The sequence below is a fragment of the Catenulispora pinistramenti genome, assembly GCF_018274385.1.
Taxonomy (GTDB): domain Bacteria; phylum Actinomycetota; class Actinomycetes; order Streptomycetales; family Catenulisporaceae; genus Catenulispora; species Catenulispora pinistramenti.
Genome location: NZ_JAAFYZ010000145.1, coordinates 1 through 20,908, shown reverse-complemented (window position 1 = coordinate 20,908; position 20,908 = coordinate 1). Strand labels below are relative to the sequence as shown.

Annotated in this window: 20 protein-coding genes and 1 tRNA gene; 12 read left to right on the top strand and 9 right to left on the bottom strand. The window is 70.7% G+C overall.

Annotated features, from left to right (window positions below):
• Window positions 1-70: 70 nt before the first annotated feature.
• A complete protein-coding gene (locus tag KGQ19_RS32410; protein WP_212016347.1) occupies window positions 71-1,327 on the top strand; it encodes a M23 family metallopeptidase in 1,257 nt (418 codons plus the stop codon).
• Between the two features lie 197 nt (window positions 1,328-1,524).
• Window positions 1,525-2,232, top strand: a complete 708-nt coding sequence (locus KGQ19_RS32405; RefSeq protein WP_212016345.1) for a hypothetical protein — start codon at window positions 1,525-1,527, stop codon at window positions 2,230-2,232.
• A gap of 65 nt (window positions 2,233-2,297) precedes the next feature.
• Here KGQ19_RS32405 and KGQ19_RS32400 read toward each other — a convergent pair whose 3' ends face one another.
• The 4 genes from KGQ19_RS32400 to KGQ19_RS32385 all read right to left on the bottom strand — a co-directional run bounded on the left by KGQ19_RS32400 (window position 2,298) and on the right by KGQ19_RS32385 (window position 7,069).
• Window positions 2,298-5,012: a phosphatidylglycerol lysyltransferase domain-containing protein gene (locus tag KGQ19_RS32400; RefSeq protein WP_212016343.1), complete on the bottom strand. Its 2,715-nt coding sequence runs from the start codon at window positions 5,010-5,012 to the stop codon at window positions 2,298-2,300.
• Window positions 5,009-6,322, bottom strand: coding sequence for an alpha/beta hydrolase (locus KGQ19_RS52165; RefSeq protein WP_212016341.1), 1,314 nt, complete (start codon window positions 6,320-6,322; stop codon window positions 5,009-5,011). Before KGQ19_RS52165 ends, KGQ19_RS32400 begins: the two co-directional genes overlap by 4 nt.
• Before the next feature lie 41 nt (window positions 6,323-6,363).
• Window positions 6,364-6,439, bottom strand: a tRNA-OTHER gene (locus tag KGQ19_RS32390).
• A gap of 213 nt (window positions 6,440-6,652) precedes the next feature.
• Entirely contained in the window at window positions 6,653-7,069 is a 417-nt protein-coding gene (locus tag KGQ19_RS32385; protein WP_212016339.1) for a nuclear transport factor 2 family protein, read from the bottom strand.
• A 199-nt stretch (window positions 7,070-7,268) separates the two neighbouring features.
• Between KGQ19_RS32385 and KGQ19_RS32380 the strand changes: the two genes are divergently transcribed.
• Complete coding sequence (locus tag KGQ19_RS32380; RefSeq protein WP_212016337.1) at window positions 7,269-8,009, top strand: helix-turn-helix transcriptional regulator; 741 nt, start codon at window positions 7,269-7,271, stop codon at window positions 8,007-8,009.
• On the opposite strand, the gene KGQ19_RS32375 is transcribed toward KGQ19_RS32380, so the two are convergent.
• The gene (locus KGQ19_RS32375) at window positions 8,004-8,882 is read right to left on the bottom strand and encodes a hypothetical protein (RefSeq protein ID WP_212016335.1); all 879 of its coding nucleotides are present in this window, start codon (window positions 8,880-8,882) and stop codon (window positions 8,004-8,006) included. The two genes, KGQ19_RS32380 and KGQ19_RS32375, sit on opposite strands and share 6 nt — an antisense overlap.
• 82 nt (window positions 8,883-8,964) lie before the next feature.
• On the opposite strand from KGQ19_RS32375, the gene KGQ19_RS32370 reads away from it, so the two are divergent.
• Entirely contained in the window at window positions 8,965-9,165 is a 201-nt protein-coding gene (locus KGQ19_RS32370; RefSeq protein WP_212016333.1) for a hypothetical protein, read from the top strand.
• Here KGQ19_RS32370 and KGQ19_RS32365 read toward each other — a convergent pair.
• Complete coding sequence (locus KGQ19_RS32365; RefSeq protein ID WP_212016331.1) at window positions 9,146-9,880, bottom strand: G1 family glutamic endopeptidase; 735 nt, start codon at window positions 9,878-9,880, stop codon at window positions 9,146-9,148. The two genes, KGQ19_RS32370 and KGQ19_RS32365, sit on opposite strands and share 20 nt — an antisense overlap.
• A 356-nt stretch (window positions 9,881-10,236) precedes the next feature.
• Between KGQ19_RS32365 and KGQ19_RS32360 the strand changes: the two genes are divergently transcribed.
• Complete coding sequence (locus KGQ19_RS32360) at window positions 10,237-11,583, top strand: MFS transporter (protein ID WP_212016329.1); 1,347 nt, start codon at window positions 10,237-10,239, stop codon at window positions 11,581-11,583.
• Window positions 11,584-11,619: 36 nt separating this feature from the next.
• Here the strand turns inward: KGQ19_RS32360 and KGQ19_RS32355 are convergent, their stop codons facing one another.
• From KGQ19_RS32355 to KGQ19_RS32345, 3 genes are read right to left on the bottom strand one after another with little or no spacing between them, the layout of a single operon-like run.
• Window positions 11,620-11,868, bottom strand: a complete 249-nt coding sequence (locus KGQ19_RS32355; protein WP_212016327.1) for a WD40 repeat domain-containing protein — start codon at window positions 11,866-11,868, stop codon at window positions 11,620-11,622.
• Window positions 11,814-12,143, bottom strand: a complete 330-nt coding sequence (locus KGQ19_RS53500) for a protein kinase domain-containing protein (protein WP_438801888.1) — start codon at window positions 12,141-12,143, stop codon at window positions 11,814-11,816. Before KGQ19_RS53500 ends, KGQ19_RS32355 begins: the two co-directional genes overlap by 55 nt.
• A 23-nt stretch (window positions 12,144-12,166) precedes the next feature.
• Window positions 12,167-12,949 (bottom strand): GntR family transcriptional regulator, encoded by a 783-nt coding sequence (locus tag KGQ19_RS32345; protein ID WP_212016304.1) that lies wholly within the window; start codon window positions 12,947-12,949, stop codon window positions 12,167-12,169.
• Between the two features lie 211 nt (window positions 12,950-13,160).
• Between KGQ19_RS32345 and KGQ19_RS32340 the strand changes: the two genes are divergently transcribed.
• The 7 genes from KGQ19_RS32340 to KGQ19_RS32310 all read left to right on the top strand — a co-directional run.
• Window positions 13,161-13,892, top strand: a complete 732-nt coding sequence (locus KGQ19_RS32340) for a tyrosine-protein phosphatase (protein ID WP_212016302.1) — start codon at window positions 13,161-13,163, stop codon at window positions 13,890-13,892.
• A 5-nt stretch (window positions 13,893-13,897) separates the two neighbouring features.
• Window positions 13,898-15,631 (top strand): glycoside hydrolase family 3 protein, encoded by a 1,734-nt coding sequence (locus KGQ19_RS32335; RefSeq protein WP_212016300.1) that lies wholly within the window; start codon window positions 13,898-13,900, stop codon window positions 15,629-15,631.
• Between the two features lie 57 nt (window positions 15,632-15,688).
• Window positions 15,689-17,257: an ABC transporter substrate-binding protein gene (locus tag KGQ19_RS32330; RefSeq protein ID WP_212016298.1), complete on the top strand. Its 1,569-nt coding sequence runs from the start codon at window positions 15,689-15,691 to the stop codon at window positions 17,255-17,257.
• Window positions 17,254-18,210, top strand: a complete 957-nt coding sequence (locus KGQ19_RS32325) for an ABC transporter permease (protein ID WP_212016295.1) — start codon at window positions 17,254-17,256, stop codon at window positions 18,208-18,210. The genes KGQ19_RS32330 and KGQ19_RS32325 overlap by 4 nt, the downstream gene beginning before the upstream one ends.
• Window positions 18,197-19,105, top strand: coding sequence for an ABC transporter permease (locus KGQ19_RS32320; protein ID WP_212016293.1), 909 nt, complete (start codon window positions 18,197-18,199; stop codon window positions 19,103-19,105). Before KGQ19_RS32325 ends, KGQ19_RS32320 begins: the two co-directional genes overlap by 14 nt.
• Window positions 19,102-20,181, top strand: a complete 1,080-nt coding sequence (locus KGQ19_RS32315) for an ABC transporter ATP-binding protein (RefSeq protein ID WP_212016292.1) — start codon at window positions 19,102-19,104, stop codon at window positions 20,179-20,181. The genes KGQ19_RS32320 and KGQ19_RS32315 overlap by 4 nt, the downstream gene beginning before the upstream one ends.
• Window positions 20,178-20,908 (top strand): ABC transporter ATP-binding protein (locus KGQ19_RS32310; protein ID WP_212016290.1); only part of this gene is annotated, 731 nt, incomplete at its 3' end. The genes KGQ19_RS32315 and KGQ19_RS32310, both read left to right, overlap by 4 nt.

Below are 20,908 nucleotides of genomic sequence, written 5' to 3'. Positions count from 1 at the left end.
GGGAACCCTCCGTGGTCTATCGTGCGGTTGTAAGGAACTGCTATCGGATCCCGGGGCCGTGGGAGCACGCGTGCATGATCTGAACGATGCGGACCCCGGAGATCCCCGACGGGTCGGCTCGGCACTGGAGCGGCTGCTCACCGCCTCCGTCAGTGACCGGCGCAAGTTCGCTCCCAAGGTCGCGGACGCGATCGGTGACCAGGAGTTCCAGCGAGTGCTGGACGAGACCGTGGCGACGATCGGAGTCTTCACGGCGGTCGAGGACAGTCCTGACGGTCTGGTGGTGATCGGGGTGGACGGGCGGATGTCGGCCTGGGGGAGGACCGATCCTGACGGCACCCTGTCCGGCCTGCTGCTCCGGCCGTATCGGGGTCCGGAGCGGGGGGCTTCCAAGGTGCTCGGCCGTGTCCTGGCCCTGGGTCTCACCGCGACGGCTCTCTTCCAGATCTGGAGGTGTTGGAACGCTGCTTCGGTGAGCACCTGGGCGGTTTGTGTCCTCGAGGTGGCGATGGCGTACGCCTTCATCGAGGGCTTCTGGTGTCCGGCGGCCATGCGATGGCGTATGCGGCAGGTGATCGCGGGCGGGGTGGTGGTTTCCGCAGTCTCCGCTTACCGGCTTTCGTCGCTGCCGAGGGGATCCGACGCTGCTTGGGCGATCTGCTGTGGCGTGGTGCTGATCGCGATGGTTGCGATCGTCGTGGTCAGTCGGCGGCATCGTTGGGGGACCTCCTTGTCCCGGCCGTTGCGCTTTCCGCTCGATGGCGGAGGGTGGATCGTCGCTCAAGGCGGCGGCCGGTTGATGAACCACCACGTTGTGGTCGAGGAGCAGCGCGGAGCCGTCGATCTGGTCCGCTCCCGCTCGGAGTCACGCCAGCACTCGGAGGGTGACCACGGCGCCTTCGACGGGTACCGGGCTTACGGTGCCCGGGTCCACGCCCCCTGCGACGGCTTGGTCGTTTCAGCAGTCGACGGGCTTCCGGACCAGCCTGTGGGGAGGATCCGATACGGCCCGGCGTCCGGCAATCATGTGAGCATCGACACCGGGAGCGAACTCGTGCATCTCGCGCACCTTCGCCCCGGGACCGTCACGGTCGCGATCGGCGACCGGGTGGCAGTCGGGCAGCCGCTCGGCGAGGTCGGCAATTCCGGCAACACCACTGAGCCCCACCTGCACCTGCACGCCGCACGTGACGGGCTGGGCCTCGATCTCTCTTTCGAGGGTGTGTCAGGTTCCTGCTACCGAGGTCGCGTTCTCCGTGTCCGCCGCCGGCTGTCATCCGGGGACCGGACGGCCGAACCGGTCCGGACGCGTGAGGACGAGGCGTGAGGACGTCTCGCGTAGGTCATTTGTCACAGCGTGGTCCCCGTGACGCTGTTCGGCTGATGGTTCGGCGCGTTCATGGTGACCGCGCGGCGCTACGGCATCTGGGCCGCCATGGGTTGCTATGCTCTGATTTCTGCCGGAACCTCGCCTAATCCACTATCTGCACCATCTGCACCCGTCAGCAGGAGAGCCTGAGCACCGTGTCGCAGACGTACGACAACGGGCACACCGCGCTGCTGGTGATGCTCGCCGCGTTCGTTGCCACGTTCGCGATCACCCGGGTGGTGACGCGGCTGATCCGGTCCGGACGTGGACCGTTCGGGAACCTCGAGGCCGGCGGGGTGCACGTGCACCACCTCGTGCCCGGCATCTTTCTGCTGCTGATCACGGGTACCTTCGAGTTCTTCCTCGCCCCGCACGGGGCCTGGCGGTCCGTGCTGGCCGCCGGTTTCGCGGTCGGAGCGGCGCTGACGCTGGATGAATACGCTCTGTGGCTGCTCCTTGACGACGTCTACTGGGCTGAGGACGGGCGTAAGTCGGTGGACGCTGTCGTGTTCGCGGCCGGGATCGGTTTGGTGCTGCTGGTGGCGTCCAATCCGTTCGCGCGGGAGCAGGGGGAGAGTCGGCTGTTCTTCGCGGGGTTCCTGGCGGTGAACTTGGGCTTGGCGGTGGTCGCCGTGCTCAAGGGCCGGTTCTTCCTCGGGGTCGGCGGCGTCATGATCCCGTTCCTGGCGCTGGTCGCCGCGTTGCGGCTGGCCCGGCCCGGCTCGCCCTGGTTCCGCTGGTTCTACCGCGACGGCGCGGCCAAGAACGTCAAGGCGCGCAGGCGTGCCGCCAGACGCGGGCCGTGGGGTTGGGATCGGGCGGTCAGCGCGCTGAGCGGGATGCCGCGGCGGCGACGGCACTGAACGGGCACTGAACGACGCCGAGCACCATCGCGACCATCACCGCGCCCGCGCCCGAAGCGGTGGCGTCAGCCGACCAGCTTGCGGCTGAGCCGTATCAGCTGCCCGGGGGTGGTGTGCGGCAGGTAGGCCCGGCCGATCGCGTTCCCGATCGCCGGCAGCGTTGCGGGATCGGGATAGAGCATGTACATGGGCTGGTATTCCGGCTGGAACTTGGCCTTGAACGCCAGCAGCGACCGGAATCCGTAGACCGGCTCCATGGCCCGTCCGGCGACGTCCAGGAACCGCTGGAGCCCCTCCGGTTGTGATCCCCGGTCCACGCGGGCCAGCGGCGCCCCCGACAGGCTCATGAACCGGGCGCCCTCCTGCTGGAAACCCAGCGCCGCCGAGGCGATCAGGAACTCCATCACGCCGCTGAACCCGTCGGCGCTGCGCCGCATGAAGTCCAGTGTCCAGCCGACCGGCGCGGCCTGCTCGAAGGATGGCAGCCAACTGGTGACGCCGTGCAGCCGCCCTTTGCCGTCCACCGCCACCAGGCACCGGACCAGGGGGTCGTCGAGTTCGTCCAGGCCGCCCAGGGTGAAGCCCATCTCCGGCAGCCCCTTGTCCGCGACCCACTCCTCCGACAGGGCCCTGATCTGCTCCTGAATCGCCAGCGGGGCCGTCGGGAAGGTGTACCACTGGGCGGTGATGTCGGCGCGTGAGGCCTTGTTCAACGCGGTCCGCACGTCCTGCCATTTCTTGCCCTTGAACTCCAGCCCCGGCAGTGACAACACAGTGTCCTCGGCGACTTGGACGCTGCTCCAGCCCAGTGCGTCGGCGGCTTCCTTGGCCGGTGCGGTGACGCTGTAGAAGCACGGCGACCAGCCTTCGCCGTCGCAGTATTCGGCGAAGGCGCCGACGGCCGCGGCCCGCGCGGCCGGCTCGCCGTAGGGGCCGCCGGTGGTCAGGGCGATGTTGCCGATCACGCGGTAGGCGACGGCCGCTGTGCCGTCGGCGCTGATCCAGTACGCGTGGCCGGGCCAGGTCGTCATGTAGGACAAGGTGGACCCGCCGTACTCGGCCAGCAGGTTCCCGGCGTCCGTCTCCGCCCCTTCCTTGGTCTTGGCCGTGGACCGCCAAAAGCTCAGCAGGAGGCCGCCGAGGGTGATCACCCAGAACACGGGTCCGGTGTATTCGTACAGCGCCTTGGCCACTCCGCCCTCGGGGATGAAGGCCGCGTCCGGGACGTTCAGCGGGCCCAGGTAAGCCGGGGGCAGCAATCGCTTGGGGAAGTCGGCGACGACTTGGCCGAACGTCGGCTCGGGGGTGAACTGGTCGCTGGCGTCGTAGCCGAACTTGATGTAGCACGCGCCGGCCACCACGAAGGTCAGCGCGGCCACGCCGGCCAGCTTGAGCAGCGTCCAGCGCGGTGCGCGGACGTTGAAGTGCCCGCGGGTCAGCAGCAGGACGACGATCGCGACCGCGGGGATCACCGCCAGCAGGACCGAATAGCGGATGACGAACCGGTGGAGTTCGGTCGCGTCCGGTGCGCTGGCATCCAGGGTCGGCAGCACGATGTAGGCGGTGTAGCGCCAGATGACCACCGCGAACCCGGCCTCCAGGACCAGCGCGGCGCCCCAGGCGATCCGGCGGCCGCGGCGCAGCCCTTCGGCCACGATCAGCAGGAGCAGCGCGGGGACGAAGAGCACCAGCGCCGCGGGGCTGCCGGCGAGCAGGTCCTCGGCCCGGATCTGGAGGCATTCGCTGGCGGTGGCTGCCGCACCCGCGCACGTCGTGGCGATGTCACTGGCGCTCGGGCCCTGACCGACGAACAGCTCGTTGTACAGCGCCAGCGGCCCGGAGGTCGAGTTGGACAGCCAGGCCAGCAGCGAGCCCAGCGCCGTGGCCGCGACGAACAGCGCGACGAGTACCCGGGTCTCGGCGTGGGAGGTGATGTTGACGCGCCGGAGCCGCCCGCCGTCAAGGCCCCGGGACGCACCCGCGTCCGGACCGTCGGCGGCCTCGCCGGTATCCGTGTCGCCGGTATCAGCGTCGCCGATGTCCGGCGCGGTCGGTGACGGTCCCCGCTCGCGACGGCGGCGCGCACGGCCCCACACCAGTACCCCGGCGAGCAAACCGATCACCGCCCCGCACAGCAGCATGACGTCGTGGCCCCACCCGTCGTAGAGCGGGAACAGCAGCGCGCCGGTGATGAGCACCAGGCGCAACCGGCGCCGCCACAGCGCGGTCAGCGTCGCGCTCAGGGCCAGCCCGACTCCGACGATGCCGACGCTGGGCCCGACGCCCACGTCGGTGCGAGCGTCGCTGAGCCACAGATCGCCGCCCCGGGAACCCAGTTCGATGAGACCGGCCCCGGCCAGGGCCCCGCCGATCTGGCACAGCGCGAACAAACCGGCAGTGGCCGCCCTGCCCAGTCGGTGCTCGGCCGGAGCGAGGAGCACCAAGGCCAGTACCACGGTCGCCAGCAGCGCTGTCGGGCTGACGCACCAGAAGGTGTAGGTCACAGGTGTCCACCAGCGGCCGTCGGCCAGCGCCGCCGCCCCGGTGCCGACGCGGCGCAGCAGCGTGTCGTCGATGTCCGTTCCGGTGGTCCTGGTGACCAGGGCGATGCCGAGCAGCAGGACGACGAACCCCAGCGTCATCGGCGCCTTGAGCGCGAACGCCAGGGCGGACCGCGCCGCTTGCAGGAGCCGGGCGGGCCGGCTCTGCCGGGCCTGCGGCACGGGCTTGGGCAATGGCGGCTCGGCGGCCGCCGGCCTGGCCTTCGTCTCGGTGGTCATGGGCGCGCCAATCCGTTCTGTTCCGCGATCCAGGGCAGTTCGCGCGCCAGTCCCACCCGCCAGGTGTCGAACGAGTGGCCGCCGGGCACCTCGACGTAGCTCACCTTCATCCCGGCTTGCTGACAGGCCGCGAAGACCTGACGCTGCTGCGGGCCGTACGTGCCGTCCGATGCCCCGACCAGGATCACGCCGGCCACCTGCGGGAACTTCTTGGTCTTCAGGACATCCAGCGGATTGACCGCGCTGAAGGCCGCGGCATTCCCCCCGAACGCCGCCTTGACGGTCTCGCTCCGAGAACCCAGAGTCGGCTCGCTCTGGCCGGACATGTCGAGGAAGGACGGATACAGCGCCGGATCCTGAACGGCCAGTTGCAGCGAACACGTTCCGCCGAAGGAGTAGCCGCCGATCGTCCAACCCCGTTCCGACGGCACCACCTGCAAGTTCGCCCGCACCCAGGCCGGCACATCGGTGGTGAGGTACGTCTGGACGTCGCCGAGCTTGGAGTTCAGGCACAACGGGTTCGCGAACTGCGAACCGAGCACGTCCGGCACCACGACGACCGGGGCCAGACCCTTATGCGCCACGGCGTACGCGTCCATGATCCGCTTCAACCCGAGGGAGTCGATCCAGTCCCGCGGCGAACCAGGCTGCCCGGCGATCAGCACCAGCAGCGGCAACTGAGGACGCGGCGAGGCCTGATAAGCCGGCGGCAAGTAGACCCAGGCGCCACGCGCGCCGAAGTGGGACACCGTCGGCGGGATCCTGACCTGGGACACCGTGCCCTTGACGGGCAGCCCGGCCGGCGGGGACCAGACATCGGCCAGCATCTTGCCGGCCGGTGCGACGATGAGCGGACCATGCCTGTCGCCGCTGACCTTGGCGAAGTCCGTGTACGACCCGATCCACGGCCCCAAAGCCGCCCGCAGCGTCGGATAGTACTGGTAGTGCCGGTTGACCTGCGACGACGCCGCCAGGACCACGACCACAGCGCCGCAGCACGCGCCGACGCGGCCCTTCCACCCCAGGCCCGCGAAACGCAGCGGCACCAACGCGACCGCGGACACCGCCAGGCCGACCCACACCAGCACACCGACCGGCAGACGATCGGGGAAAGGATGCCACCAGTCATCGACGATCACCCCGGTCAGGATCCCCGCGACCACCCCCAGGGCCGCCGCCGACGGCACCTTCCACCGCCACCACGCACGACCGCGGTCGGCCAGCAGCAGAACCCCCGAGACGGCAGCTCCGCCGAGCAGCGCAAGCGGCACGACGCCGCCCAGCAACGACCAGTCCAGCGGTCCCGCCACCGTCTCCTCCTCCGGGCGCGCGCCAGCCGCTCGGTCGTTCGTGGAGCTGTGAGGGGTCGAACCTCAGACCTCTCCCGTGCGAACACGTGAGCGCTCTACCACCTGAGCTACAGCCCCAGCGTCGGGGTGCGACATCCACCAGATGGCAACCATAGAAATGGCCCCAGGAGCCCGCAACCGTAGAGCGGCGCGCGGGTGACCCGCGCCTTGCGGCGGTGCGGTGAGTTCCCGTGGTTTCGGGAGCCTGCCGTGGTCCCACCTCGCCTCCTTGGCATCTGACGTGGAGAGGTGAGACCAGCCTGGCGTGACGGCTACAGCAGGGTCCCAGCGTTATTGCCCCACCACGAACACCGGCTCGACGTTCAGCTCGCTGATCCGCCAACCGTCGGGCGTCCGGACGGCCTTGTTGCGGGCCAGCCCGTAGCGCCGGGAAGTCGGCACGAGACTGTCGGCGTGGCCGGACAGGGCGGTGATGTAAGCGCGGATCGTCGCGGTGTCGCCGTCGACCTCGATCAGCACGCTGCTGAACCGGTGGAGCAGGCGGGTGTGGTCCTTGTTGCCGGCCTCGATCTGTGCGATCAGAACGTCGCGGCCGGAGCCGGTGCCGTTGCGGGTCGTGCCGGTGGCGTCCTGTGCCAGAACGTTTTTCAGGTCGTGGAAGCGGTGCTCGTCCAAGGCCCGGCCCAAATGCAGGAGCAGGTCGTGCAGCTCGGCGCGGTCGGCCAGGGTGCGCAGGTCGTAGTTCATGCGGTGTCCTTTCGGGATTGGCGGATGAAAGGAACCATGCGGGGCGCAGCGGGGCGCGCGCATCACTGCCGCCTCGTTGTTGCGCAAAGTCGCAACGGTGTCCGCCCCGCGTTGGCGCCGCTCGGTTTCCTGGGGCAGGATGCGGATTCACGGGGCGGGACGCGGATTCACCGGGTGGGACGTCAGGGGGTGGCCGGCGATGTCTGAGGTGGCGTGGCTGAAGTCGCTGCGGGCCGGGCGCGGTGTGTGCCCGCTGTTCGGGGCCGATGCCGTGGTGGCCCGGTTCGCCGAGATCGTCTCCGTCAAACGCAGCGAGCGGCTGGTCATGGTTCCCGAGTCGTCCCAGCGTCCGGTGCTGGGGACGCTCCCGGTGCCGCCGGATGTGCGTACGCGCTGGCTGGGGTCGGCCCCGTCGGACCATGACGTGCGCCTGATCGCCGCCGGCTCCGAACATCGGATCCTGCCGGCCCTGCCGGCCAAGATGGTCATCATCGACCGGGCGATCGTCATGACGCCGGTCGACCCGGAGGATCCGCTGAGAGGGGTCTGGCAGATCACTGCCAAGCCGCTGGTGCGCGCCCTGGTCGAGATGTACCAGCGATTGTGGGGGCAGGCGGCCGAGCCGATGCGATGGCCGGCGGGGCTGTCAGCCAGGGAGCGCGCCGTGGTGACTCTGCTCGCCGAGGGCTGCACCGACCAGACGGTGGCCGAGCAGCTGGGCCTGAGCCGGCGCACCATCACTTACACGGTCGCGGACCTGATGGAGAAGTACGGGGCGCGCAGCCGGTTCCATCTGGCGCTACTGCTGGCCGGTGCCGACGCCGGGGATTTGTTCGACACGGCCGGGGTCTTCGCCGGGGCACGCGGCAACCGCAGGATCCTGACGTCACCATCGCCAGAGGGGACCGGCGAGATCACTGCCCTATCCGCGGGGTCATAGCGCGGCACCTCGGAGCGTTGCGACGGCTTGCGCGGTCGCGCATCCGCGCCATTCCAGAGCGGCGGCAGGGGAAGAGGCGGGGAAGGTGACCTGCCATCCGCCGTCAGGCTGCTGCTGGGACGCCAAGCGGTGCAGGTCGGCGGTGATCGCGGCCTGGTCGAAGAGCGAGCGGGATCGGGAGCCGGCGTACGCGCTGAAGTCCAGCAGGTGCAGTACCTCGCCTTCCGCCTCGGGCACCGAGATCGGACCGTCGGTGACCACGAATCGTTGAACGCGATCGAACAACCGGTCGGCCCGGGGGTCGTGGTCGGCGACGGCATCGAGGAAGAGGAACACGAACATCAGTTCGTAGGGGTGCGGGGCCTTGTCGATCCGGTCGATCGAGTCCAGGCAGAAGCTGGTGGCTCGGACCAGCCACGGGTGCTCTGCGATGTCTTTGCGGTGCCGCGCGAGTCGGTGGGCCTGGGCTGCGAGCTGTGCCGTCATCTGCAGCGATGACTTCTCTGTGTCGGCGCCGGTCCAGTGCGGGGCGCAGCCCGCTGTGTCAGCGTGCGGGAGACCGAACGCGATGCCGCCGTCGGGCAGGGTGTGCGCGGCGAGCCAGTCGCAGATCTGCATCGCGCGGTCACTGTCGTCGCGGACCGCGGCGAGTACCTCCAGCGCATGCATGGCGGCGACCGGCTGGCTCGTGGACGAACGCTGGTCCGGCTCCAGCCCCCATCCGTAGCCCCCGTCGGGGTTTCGATAGGCATCCAGTGCGGCCAAGACGCCCGCCGGGGAGCCGCCATCGAGCAGGAACTGCAAACGGCGTCGTTCAATGACCCGGGCATGCGTGGCGACGAAAGACACTGCGGAGTCCAGGTCGATCTCCATGATTTGCCTCAGCCTCACGTATTGCCTGGGGCGCGTACATGACCGCGCCGGGTACCCCGGACAGCCAGTATGTCAGTACTCGATGGTGAAGGACCCAGAGTGGCGGCGGACGCCGGAGCTTGCCGGCGTGGCCCCGGGGCCGGTCGCCGACCGGTCCCGGGGCGTGAGCGGCGCGGACGTCGAGGAAGGCGGCGTGTTTGCGCACCTGCTCGGCATGCTGGTCAGCGCAGACCGCATTGCCGAAAGGGGATCAGCGGCGAGCCTCAGGAATGAAGCCAGCTGAGCTTGAAGGTGCCGCCGGACAGCGAGGAGTTCTTCGTCAGCGGCGTGTTGCCGCGCTCGATGTCGGTCGAGTTGACCGTCCCCGCGCTCGCCAGGGACTTGCCGTCGGCGGTGAGGCCGGTGAAGGTGATCGCGCTGAAGGGGGCCACCGGCTGGATGCCGTTGCCCAGGTCCTCGACGATCGCCTCGGCCGAGGAGAGCTTGTCGCTGCCGGTCTCGTGGAACGTCTTCGACCAGCCGCGGGTCGTGTCCTTCTCGGTCAGGGTCCAGGAGCTGCCGCTCACCGACACCGTGGCGGTGATGTGGTCGCCGGCCTTCACGGTCTCGGTGAAGTAGATGGAATCCGCCGGGTACATCTCCACCCACGGGTAGTATCCGGCCACGCCGCCCTGACAGTCCTGGTCGAAGCCGATCTGCTCGACCGTGTCGGAGTTGAAGCCGTCGATGCCGATCCACGGCGAGACCGAGCTGTCCGGCACCGAGGAGCAGTTGAGCGTGGGCACCGTCCACGAACCGCTGATGGAGGTGAACCGCGCGCCGGTGTCCGCGTAGCCGCCCCAGATCTGGTCGGCGTGCCGGGCGTGGTCGTAGTGCGGGAAGCTCGCGCGGGGCGCGGTGGCGGCGGCCGAGGCGGGGCCGGCCAGGGTCGCGGCGAGGGTCACCGAGCCGGCCGCGGCCAGACAGGCCAGGCCGACGCGGTATCCGGATATTGCCATAGTGGTCCTTTCAGGTGGCGAGTTTCGGCCGCGTGGTGACGTGGCCGGGTGGCGTATTCCTGACAAGGCGTCCCCCTTCAGGCCCTGCCGCCGATATCGCGGACAGAGCCTGATTCCTCGGAAAATAGAAGGATATTCGAACCCTGTCAATGCGCCGCGGAAGTCTCAGGGACTACGGGCACTGATACGGGGCGATTCCGCCCGGAAAAGTGGACATCACGCCAGAGCGCCAGCCTGTCCGCTCAGCGAGATCATCCCGGGCTGGTCACCCCGGCGCGGGTAATCTGCGAACCGGTGGGATGCCGCTGACCGCCAGCCGTCACGACAGACCGACTTCACTCACCACGGGGGGCAAGATGAGGAAGGAACCGCTCGGCGCACCCTTCGCGAAGCTGTGGTTCGCCGGCACCGCCTCGGCGCTGGGCGTCGGCCTGGCCACGGTCGCCACCCCGCTGCTGATCGCGTCGCGCACCTCCAGCCCGCTGGTGATCTCCGCCGCCCAGGGGGTCGCGTGGCTGCCGTGGCTGCTGTTCGCGCTGCCCGGCGGGGTGCTGGTGGACCGGGTGGACCGGCGCAAGGTGATGATCGCGGTCGACTGGGCGCGGGTGGTGCTGATGGGCGCCTTGGCGTTCGCGATCAGTGTCGGTCACGCGGATATCGCAGTGATCTACGCCGTCCTGTTCCTCATCAACACCGGTGAGATCGTGTTCCGGACCGCCAGCCAGGCGATGATCCCGGCGGTGGTGCCGCGCGAGGGGCTGGAGCGGGCCAACGGGTGGCTGATCGGCGGCGTGACGATCATGCAGAACATGATCGCCGGGCCGCTCGGCGCCTTCCTGTTCGTCGCCGCGGCGAGCATCCCGTTCTGGGCCAATTCCGGCACCTACGCCGTCAGCGCCATCCTGATCACGATGATCGCCGGCTCCTATCGCGTCACGCCCAAGGCGTCCGAGTCCGAGTCCGCAGCCGCAGCCGCAGTCACGGTCGCCGTTGCGGAACCGGGCCAGGCCGGAGAGCCCGGCCGCGATGCCCCCCGGCCGCACCCGCTCCGCGTTGTCTGGGCGGAGATGGCCGAGGGGTTCGTCTGGCTGGTGAGGCAACGCATCCTGCGGACGATGGCCGTGCTGATCGGCCTGCTCAACGTCACCCTGACCGCGGCGATGGCCATCCTGGTGCTGCTCGCCAAGGACCGCCTGCACCTGGGCTCGGTCGGCTACGGCCTGCTGTTCACCGTGATGGCGGCCGGATCCATCCTGGGCTCGGCCGTCGGCGACTGGCTGATCAAGAAGGTGACGGCGACCTGGACCATCCGCATCGGTCTGCTGATCGAGGCGGCACTGCACCTGGTCCTGGCAACCTCGCTCAACTCCTACGTCGTCGGCGCCTTCCTGTTCGCCTTCGGCGTCCACGGCGCACTGTGGTCCATCGTCGGCAACTCCCTGCGCCAGCGTCTGACCCCGCCGGACATGTACGGCCGGGTCGCCAGCACCAACCTGTTCATCGCCGCCGGCGGCAACTGCGTCGGCGCGCTGCTCGGCGGCGTGGTCGCCGCGAAGTTCGGGCTGACGGCGCCGTACTGGGTGGCGTTCGTGGTGGCGGTACTGGTCGCGGCCGGCACGTGGCGGATCTTCAACCGGGCCGACGTCGCTGAGGCGTACGCCGCGCAGCCCGCGGCTCCGCAGGCCGAGCCGTCGCCCGTGTGACCTGGACGTGATCCCAGCGCGACAAGAAGGACCTGCTCAGTCGAGCTGCCACAGCCGGACGAGATCATCGCCGCCGCTGGCAAAGGTCTTGCCGTCCGGGCTGAACGCGAGGTTCATCACCGCACTGTTGTGGCCGGCCAGGGTGAACCAGGGATGAGGTGCGCCACCCGGTGGAGGCGTCGCGTTGCCGTGACCGCCGAGAAGATTCGTTCCTGCGACGGCGGCAGCGGCTATGGCCGCCGTACCGCCGGCAACGACGCTGCGCCGGCTCGGTCTGCGACGCATACCCGGCGTGCCGATTGAAGGGTCGTCCGGCGAGGGGGGCGGTTATGGAAAGAGGATTCAGGACTTCTGTGGATCCCGATCGGTGCCGCCAGCATGCCGCGGGCAAGCCCGAAATCGCAGATCTTCAACCGCCCGTCAGTGAGCCGGAACAGATTGGCCGGTTTCAGATCTCGGTGCACCACGTTCCTGGCGTGCGTCGCCGCCAGTGCCGTCGCCGCCTGCCCGGCGAGATCGACCACCTCGCGGACCGGGAACCCGGCCGGCGAGCGGGCCAGTACCCGCGTTGTCGCGGCCGGGCTCAGATCTTCCTGGCCGGATCGAACCGTCCGCGGTAGTCCAGCACGAAGCTCGCGTTCTCGCCCTTGATCCGGCGTCGCACATACATCACGGTCTCGCCGTCCGGGGTGCAGTTCACCCCTTCGCGGACGAGCAGCGGGCTGCCGGTCGCCAGGTCCAGGCGCTCGGCGTCGGCGATGTCGGCGGCCACGGCGCTGAACGCGCGCCAGTCGGATTCGAGCTCGAATCCGAAGGCCTCGGTGATGGCCGCCGCCATGTCGATGGGCTCGCCGACGGGGCCGAAGCCGGCCGGGAGTCGCCCGGTCGGCAGCCAGTAGGAGTTCACGCACCAGGGCTGGTCCTCAAGCCAGACCAGGGTCTCGAAGCGGCTGAGGTCGGCGGCGGCGTGCTCCAGCTGGCCGGCTACGCGCTGGTCGAGCAGGCCGTCCGGGGCGATCGCGGACTCCACGACCAGCTCCTCGGCCCGGCGCATGCCCTGGATCGCCAGCGGGACCGGCAGGCTGCCGATGCGGACCTGGGCGCTGTCGGGGTCGACGCGGATCACGGCGCGGACCACCGGCTTGCGCACGAAGGTGCCGATGCCGCGCCGGATCTCCACCGAGCCGGCCCGGTCCAGTTCCGCGACGGCCTGCCGGACCGTCAGCCGGTTGACGCCGAACTCCGCCGACAGCTCCGGCTCGCTCGGCAGGCGGGAGCTCGGCGGCAGGCTTCCGGAGTCGATGCGGTCCTGGAGCTGTCGCGCCAACTGCAGGTACATCGGTGCGCTGTTTCGGCGGTTCGACACGGGCGGCATCCTACGGATTCCCGGCCGCGCCGCGAACTCGGCGCCCGGGGCGGGGGAGTTCAGCTCGGCGTCTGGCGCGGGGGAGTTCACCGGCCGTTCGCTGAAGTGTCGCCGACTGGGGATTCATGATTCACAGCTTACATCTAGACATCTAGATGTCTTCAACGGGATCTTGGTGCCGTTGCCGTCAGCCCCTTGGTGAAAGGCCCTTATGTCCACCCTGATCAACTTCCGCGACGCGGCGGCGGCCGCCGATCCCGGCGCCGTTCACGCCCGCCCCGGCGTCCTGTTCCGCTCCGCGCAGCCCTACGACGGCCCCTCGGCCGCGCCGCAGAAGACGCTGGCGGAGAACGGGATCACCACGGTGATCGACCTGCGCGGCCCCGACGAGTGCCTGGACGGCGACTGGGGACGGCCCGAGCCCGGCGTCGAAATCGTCCGGACCCCGCTGGACACCGGGTTCGAGATCTCCCAGCGCTGGGCGGGCGAACTGCGCGACGCCGCCGACCTCGGCGCCTTCTATCTCGATATGGCGCAGTCCTCGCCGCAGGCGCTGGCGGTGGCGGTGCGCGCGGCGGCCCGGCCCGGCGGCGTGCTGATCCACTGCGCGGCCGGCAAGGACCGCACGGGCCTGATGACGGCGCTGCTGCTGAGCCTGCTCGGGGTCCCGGACCAGGGCGTCGTCGAGGACTACACCCGCACCGCCGAGGCGCTGCCGGCCATCTTCGCCCGGCTGGCCGAACGCCCCCATGCCCAGGCCCTGAACACCGAGACGATGGACATCCCCGAAGTGATCCTGCAAGCACCCGCCGGCGCCATCGCCGAGTTCCTGCGGCTGGTCGCCGAACGCTTCGGCGACGCCGAGGGCTTCCTGACCCACTGCGGCGTCGAACCGGAGACCCTGCAGGCCTTCCGCGCCAAGGCCGAGGCCGGACGGGGCTGACAACGATGCTTCCCTATAAGAACCCTGAGCTGCCGGTCGAGGACCGGGTCACGGATCTGCTGGACCGGATGACGCTGCCGGAGAAGGCCGCGCTGATCTGCCACAGCCGGATGACCGCCGGACCGATCGGCGACCTCCCGGGCGATCTGTTCCCGAGCAGCGAGGAGCTGATCAGCGAGCGCGGCATCACGCACTTCGCGATGATGGCGGTACCGGACCCGGTGACGATGGCCACCTGGAACAACCACGTGCAGGACCTGGCGGCAGCCACCAGGCTCGGCATCCCCGTCACCCTGTCCTCGGACCCGCGCCACGGCTGGGCGTCGAACCCGGCCACCGCGCACAGCGGCGGCGGCTTCAGCGCCGGTCCCGAACCGATCGGGCTGGCCGCGACCGACGACCCGGATCTGGTCCGCGAGTTCGCCGCCATGGCCTCCGCCGAACTGCGCGCGGTCGGTATCAGGGTGGCGTTCCACCCGATGGCGGACCTGGCCACCGAACCGCGCTGGGCCCGGATCAGCGGCACCTTCGGCGAGGACGCCGACCGCGCGGTCCGCATGATCGAGGCCTACATCGCCGGCATGCAGGGCGGCACGGGCATCGGCCCGGACAGCGTCGCGTGCATGGTGAAGCACTTCCCCGGCAACGGTCCACAAGCCGGCGGCGAGGACCCGCACTTCGCCTACGGCCGGGACGCCGTCTACCCCGGCGGCATGTTCGAGCACCACCTGCGGCCCTTCGACGCCGCGCTCGCCGCGGGGTCCGCGCAGGTGATGACGTGCTACTCCATCGCGCGCGGCATCGGCGTCCGGGAAGTCGGCGCGAGCTTCAACCGGGAGCTGCTGACCGGCCTGCTGCGCGGCCGGTTCGGCTTCGACGGCGTGGTGTGCACCGACTTCAACGTCGTCACCGGTATGGAGATCCCCGGTGTGGTGTCCCTGCCGCCGCGCGACTGGGGTGTCGAAGACCTCGATGACGTGGCGAAGACCGCACTGGTGCTCAACGCCGGCGCCGACCAGCTCGGCGGCGAGTCCGACCCCGGCCTGGTCCTGGCCGCCGTGAGCTCCGGCGCGGTCCCGGCCGAGCGGATCGACGAAGCGGTGCGCAGGATCCTGAGGGACAAGTTCCGGCTCGGTCTATTCGAGAACCCCTATGTGGACGTCGACGCGGCGGCGAAGCTCGTCGGGGCCTCCCGCGGACGCGAGCTGGGCCGCCGCGTCCAGGCCCGATCGCTGGTCGGCTTGAAGAGCGCGGCCGCTCCGGTCGCTCCGGCGCGGATCTACGTCGAGAACATCGATCCGGTGATCGCCGCCGGGTACGGCGAGATCGTATCGGCGCCCGAGGACGCAGACCTCGCACTCGTCCGGCTCAAAGCGCCCTACGACAAGCGGGAAGGCCTGCTCGAATCGGCCTTCCACGCCGGCTCCCTGGAATTCCCGGCCGAGGAGATCGACCGGCTGCGGACCATCGCCGAGCGCGTCCCGCTCGCCGTGGAGGTCTACCTCGACCGGCCGGCCGTGCTGACTCCGATCGCGGAGTTCGCGACCGTCCTGGCCGGCGGCTTCGGCGCCGACGACGACCTCGCGCTGGACGTGCTCACCGGCCGCGCAGTGCCGCCGGGCGTCCTGCCGTTCGATCTGCCCCGGTCCCAGCGCGCCGTCGAGGAGTCCCGCGCGGACGTGCCCTTCGACACCGCCGACCCGCTGTATCGCTGCGGCCACCGCTGCCCGCGGGCCTGAGCCCGTCACACCCCCGCCCCCCATCGACGCGAACCACACTCGAACCGAAGAGGACCCATGACGCACTCACGTCGCACCGCCTGGGCCGTCGCGGCCTGCACCGCGGGCGTCTTCCTGGCCGCCTCCGCTTGCACGACCTCTGACAATGCCGTGTCCGGGTCGGCCGGCTCGGCCGGCTCGGCCGGCCGTACCTCGACCGCCGCCGCCCAGCCGGTCGACGGCGGAACCCTGCGCATCGGCCTGGACCGGCCGTTCGCGAAGATCGACCCGACCGACGGCTCGCTGATGTCCCAGCCGCTGCTGATCCTCGCCGACGCCGTCTTCGACCCGCTGATGGTCAACGACGCCAAGGGCGGCGTCACCCCGTACCTGGCCAAGTCGTTCACTCCGAGCGGGGATGCGAAGACCTGGACGCTCCAGCTGCGCGACGGCGTGAAGTTCAGCGACGGCAGCGCGCTGGACGCCCAGGCCGTCATCGACCACATCCACCGGCTCAGCGATCCGGCCGCCAAGTGCTCCTGCGCCGTGGACGCCGCGGCCATCGGAGCCATGACCGCGACCGGCCCGACCGAGGTGACCTTCACCCTCAAGACGCCGGACGCCGCCTTCCCCAACATGTTCACGCGGGCCCTGGGCTACATCGCCAAGGTCCCGGCCGGCTCCACGACGGCCATCGGATCAGGGCCCTACACCGTCAGCGAAGTGCAGGCCGGAGTCTCCGCCACCGTGGTCCGCAACCCGGACTACTGGGGCACCAAGGGCCACGCCGACAAGATCGTCTACAAGGTGCTGACCGACGCCGACAGCCGCGCGGCCAGCGTCCGCTCCGGCGATGAGGACCTGGTCTGGAATGAGACCCCGGCGCTGCTCAAGCAGGCTCGCGCCGACGGTCTGCAGGTCGACACCGGTCTCGGCGGCACCTCGACCATCCTCATCAACACCAAGCAGGCGCCGTTCGACGACCCCAGGGTCCGCCAGGCGCTGCAAGCCGCGATCGACCGCTCCGCGCTGGAAAAGGTCGTAGACCTCGGCCAGGGCCGGGTTTCCGACGGCCCGATCGGCGCCACCTCGCCGTACCACAGCGCGGCAGCCTCCTACCCGGCCTTCGACACCGCCAAGGCCAAGCAACTGTTGGGCGGCAAGAAGGTCTCCTTCCAGTACATCGTCACCAACGACCCGCAGTCCCAGCAGCGCGCCACCCTGCTGCAGCAGATGCTCGGCGACGCCGGCATCGCCATGACCATCAAGCCGGTCGACCAGGCCACCTGGGGCACCCTGCTCTACCAACACCAGTTCCAGGTCATGGACTTCGTCACCAGCCTGTACGGCGACGCCGACACCGCCATCGCGGAGATGTTCGGCAGCAAGTCCCCGATGAACTTCGTCGGCTATTCGAACCCTGAGGTCGACCAAAGTATCGCCACCGGCCGCGCCGCCCTGGACCCGGCCGTCCGCGGCGCCGCCTACAACAAGGCCGCGGCCCAGATCGTGGCCGACGCGCCCACCCTGTTCCTCACCCAGACCGCGACCGGCTTCATCGCCTCGGCGAAGGTCGGCGGGCTGCCGGACCTGTCGCACATGACCACGATCAACGTCTCGCCGACCCAGCTGTGGGTGGGCAAGTGAGGCTCCGGCTTCCCGGCGCGGGCCGGGCGGGCCGCGCCGTCGGGGTCCTGCTGGCCGTCGTGCTGGCCGCGGCCGCGCTGCCGCACGTGATGCCGGGCTCCGCGGCGCTCGCCGCGCTCGGCCCGACCGCCACCCCCGACCAGATCGCCGCCTACGACCGGCGGATCGGCGCCGGCCAGAACGTGCTCAGCGGCGCGCTGCACTGGCTCGGCGGCGCGGCGCACGGCGACTTCGGCACCTCGCTGAGCACCGGCGTGCCGGTCGCCACCGAACTCGGGGAGCGGATCCCGGTCACGCTGGAGCTGTTCCTGGCCGCACAACTGGTGGCGCTGGCGATCGCCGTGCCGCTGGCGCTCGCCTCGGCCTGGCGGCCCGGCGGCCTGCTGGACCGGATCGCGACCGCCGGGGCGTTCCTGTGGCTGGCCGTGCCGGGGTTCGTACTCGGTCTGGTGCTGATCTGGGTCGCCGCCGTGCAGCTGCGGATCCTGCCGGCGACCGGCTGGGTCCGGTTCGGCCAGGATCCGGCGCAGAACCTCAAGGATCTCGTGCTGCCGGCCCTGACCCTCGGCCTGACCGAGGCCGCCGTGTATCTGCGTACCCTGCGAGCGCAGCTGATCGGCACTCTTGACCAGACCTACATAGCGGCGGCGCGGGCCCGCGGCATGGCCACGCGCCGGCTGCTGGTACGGCGCGCGCTGCGGCCCTCGGCCCTGCCGCTGGTGACGCTGATCGGCATCGGACTGGGCATGTCGCTGGGCGGCTCGGTGCTCGTGGAGACCTTGTTCGCGGTGCCCGGTGTCGGGAACCTCGCCGCGGTCGCCATCGCCGGCCGTGACTTCCCCGTCGTGCAGGCCGTCGTGGTGCTCAGCGCCGTCGGCGTCGTCGGCGCCACCGTCCTGGTGGACCTGTTCTACCGCCGCCTCGACCCCAGGATCGCCCATGAGCACCGCTGACCTCGACCTGCCCGCCACGGAATCCGGCGCCACAAACCCGAGCGGGCCGCCGGTCGGTCTCGGCCGCCGGAACCGCCGGAACCGCCGGATCCCCATCAGCGTCCTGATCGCCGTGGGCTGGCTCGCGCTGGTGCTCCTGGCCGTCCTCGCCGCCCCGCTGCTGCCCGGGCTCGACCCGCTGCGCGGCGACTTCGCCCACCCCGCCGCGCCGCCCGGAGCGGGCCACTGGCTCGGTACCGACGCCGACGGCCGCGACGTCCTGGCCCGCACCATCGCCGGCGCCCGCGCCTCCTTCGCGGTCGCCGCGCTCACGGTGCTCGTCGGGCTGGTCCTGGGCGGGACGCTGGGCCTGGCGGCCGGCTGGTTCGGCGGCTGGACCGACCGGATCATCGGCTTCGCCACCGAGCTGCTGATGTCGGTACCGGCCCTGATCATGGTGATGATCGCGGTGTCGCTGCGCGGACCGAGCCTGCCGGTGATCGGCTCGCTCATCGGGCTGTTCACGGTGCCCTCGTTCAGCCGCGTGGTGCGGGCCGTGGTGCTGTCGCTGGCCGACCGCGGCTTCGTGGTCGCCGCGCGGATGATCGGCACCTCGCCCTGGCGCATCCTGCGCCGCGAGATCGTGCCGCACGTCGCCGCCGCGGCCGCCGCGTTCGCCTTCACCGCCACGACGGTCGCCATCGTGGCCGAGGGCTCCCTGAGCTTCCTCGGGTTCGGTCTGCGGCCGCCGGCCCCGTCGTGGGGCGGCATCATCGCCGAGGGCCGCACGACGCTGGGCAGCGCGCCGTGGATCTCGCTGGCCCCGGCCGCTGCGCTGTGCCTGACCGTGCTGGCCGCCAACTACCTCGGCGAGCGGCTGCGCTCGGCCGACCAGAAGGGAGGCCCGGCCCGATGACCGACGCCTGGACCACCGCTGGCGGGACTATCGCTGGCGCGACTATTGCTACCGCGGCCACCGCCACTTCGAGCAACGCCACGCCGCCCCTGCTGAGCGTGGAGTCGCTCAGCACCCTGATCCACACCCCGGACGGCCGCGCTCTGCGCATCCTGCGGGACGTCGACCTCACGATCGAGGCCGGGGAATGCCTCGGCGTCGTCGGCGAATCCGGCTCCGGGAAGTCGTTCCTGGCCCGCACCGTCCTGGGCGTGCACGGCCGCACCGACCGCGTCGAGACCACCGGCCGGGTCCGGCTGGACGGCGAAGACCTGCTGAGCGCCCCGCCCAGGCGCCGGGCCGCGGTGCTGGGCACCGGGATCGCCATGGTCCATCAGGACCCGATGACCTCGCTCAACCCGGTGGTCCGGGTGGGCGAGCAGATTGTCGAGGCGGTGACCAACCGGCAGCGGCTGCCTCGCGGGCAACGGCGCGCGCTGGCGGCCCGGCTCCTGCAGTCCGTGGACGTCCCGGACCCCGAACGCAGGGCCCGGGCCTGGCCGCACGAACTGTCCGGCGGCCTGCGCCAGCGGGCCGGCATCGCCGCCGCGCTGGCCGGGGAGCCGCGGCTGCTGCTGGCCGACGAGCCGACCACCGCGCTGGACGTGACCGTGCAGCGCACCGTCCTGGACCTGCTGGACCGGCACCGCGTCGAGCGCGGCCTCGGCGTCCTGCTCATCACCCACGACATCGGCCTGCTGTCCGGCCGCGCGCGCCGGATCGCGGTGATGTACGCCGGACGGATCGTGGAGACCGGCCGCACCGAGGACGTCACCGCCGCCCCGGTCCACCCCTACACCGCGGCGCTGCTGCGCTCGGTGCCGCGCGTCACCGGCCCGCTGATCAGGACCCTGCCAACGATCGCGGGATCACCGCCGGACCCGGCGTCCAACGCTCCCGGCTGCCCGTTCGCGTCCCGCTGCGACCGGGCCGAGGCACTGTGCTCGGCCGAAGCGCCGCCGCTGGTCCGGGTCTCCGACAGCCATACCGCCGCCTGTCATCGTCCCCTGATCCCCGCCGAGGAGAGCTGTTCATGACGACCGTCCTGCGCGCGACCGGACTCCAGGTCGTGCACCGCACCCGTTCCGGGCCGCTGCACGCGGTCAGCGGGGTGAGCCTGGAGCTCAGCGACCGTCGGTGCCTGGCCCTGGTCGGCGAATCCGGTTCGGGCAAGAGCAGCATCGCCAAAGCCCTTCTGCGGCTGCCGGCACCGACCGCCGGCACCGTCGAACTCGACGGCGTGGACCTGGCCGCCCTGAGCCCCCGGCGCCTGCGGGAACTCAGACCGCGGCTACAGATGGTCTTCCAGGATCCGCTGTCGTCGCTGAACCCGCGTCGCCGGGTCCGCGACATCGTCGCCGAGCCGCTGGACGCCCACCACTCCCAGAACCATGATCGTGACGCCCGGGTCGCCTCGCACCTGACGGCGGTGGGCCTGCCGCCCGCACTGTTCGCCGACCGCAAGCCGTCCCAACTGTCCGGAGGCCAGGCCCAGCGCGTCGCCATCGCCCGCGTCCTGGCCGCCCGTCCCAGAGTCCTGATCGCCGACGAGGCGGTCTCGGCACTCGACGTGTCGGCGCAGGCCGTGATCCTGAACCTGCTGCGGGACCTGACCGAGCGCGAAGGCCTGGCGACCCTGTTCATCTCGCACGATCTCGGTGCCGTCCGCTCGGTCAGCGACGACATCGCAGTGCTCTACCTCGGACGCCTCTGCGAGACGGGCCCCACCGAAGAAGTCCTCGCCGCCCCGGCCCACCCCTACAC

Excerpts from the sequence above, each read along its gene's own strand:
- KGQ19_RS32400 (WP_212016343.1), bottom strand. The coding sequence starts at position 5,012 with ATGACCACCGAGACGAAGGCCAGGCCGGCGGCCGCCGAGCCGCCATTG.
- KGQ19_RS32385 (WP_212016339.1), bottom strand. The coding sequence starts at position 7,069 with ATGAACTACGACCTGCGCACCCTGGCCGACCGCGCCGAGCTGCACGAC.
- KGQ19_RS32380 (WP_212016337.1), top strand. The coding sequence starts at position 7,269 with ATGTCTGAGGTGGCGTGGCTGAAGTCGCTGCGGGCCGGGCGCGGTGTG.
- KGQ19_RS32375 (WP_212016335.1), bottom strand. The coding sequence starts at position 8,882 with ATGGAGATCGACCTGGACTCCGCAGTGTCTTTCGTCGCCACGCATGCC.
- KGQ19_RS32370 (WP_212016333.1), top strand. The coding sequence starts at position 8,965 with ATGGTGAAGGACCCAGAGTGGCGGCGGACGCCGGAGCTTGCCGGCGTG.
- KGQ19_RS32365 (WP_212016331.1), bottom strand. The coding sequence starts at position 9,880 with ATGGCAATATCCGGATACCGCGTCGGCCTGGCCTGTCTGGCCGCGGCC.
- KGQ19_RS32360 (WP_212016329.1), top strand. The coding sequence starts at position 10,237 with ATGAGGAAGGAACCGCTCGGCGCACCCTTCGCGAAGCTGTGGTTCGCC.
- KGQ19_RS32355 (WP_212016327.1), bottom strand. The coding sequence starts at position 11,868 with ATGCGTCGCAGACCGAGCCGGCGCAGCGTCGTTGCCGGCGGTACGGCG.
- KGQ19_RS32340 (WP_212016302.1), top strand. The coding sequence starts at position 13,161 with ATGTCCACCCTGATCAACTTCCGCGACGCGGCGGCGGCCGCCGATCCC.
- KGQ19_RS32335 (WP_212016300.1), top strand. The coding sequence starts at position 13,898 with ATGCTTCCCTATAAGAACCCTGAGCTGCCGGTCGAGGACCGGGTCACG.
- KGQ19_RS32330 (WP_212016298.1), top strand. The coding sequence starts at position 15,689 with ATGACGCACTCACGTCGCACCGCCTGGGCCGTCGCGGCCTGCACCGCG.
- KGQ19_RS32320 (WP_212016293.1), top strand. The coding sequence starts at position 18,197 with ATGAGCACCGCTGACCTCGACCTGCCCGCCACGGAATCCGGCGCCACA.
- KGQ19_RS32315 (WP_212016292.1), top strand. The coding sequence starts at position 19,102 with ATGACCGACGCCTGGACCACCGCTGGCGGGACTATCGCTGGCGCGACT.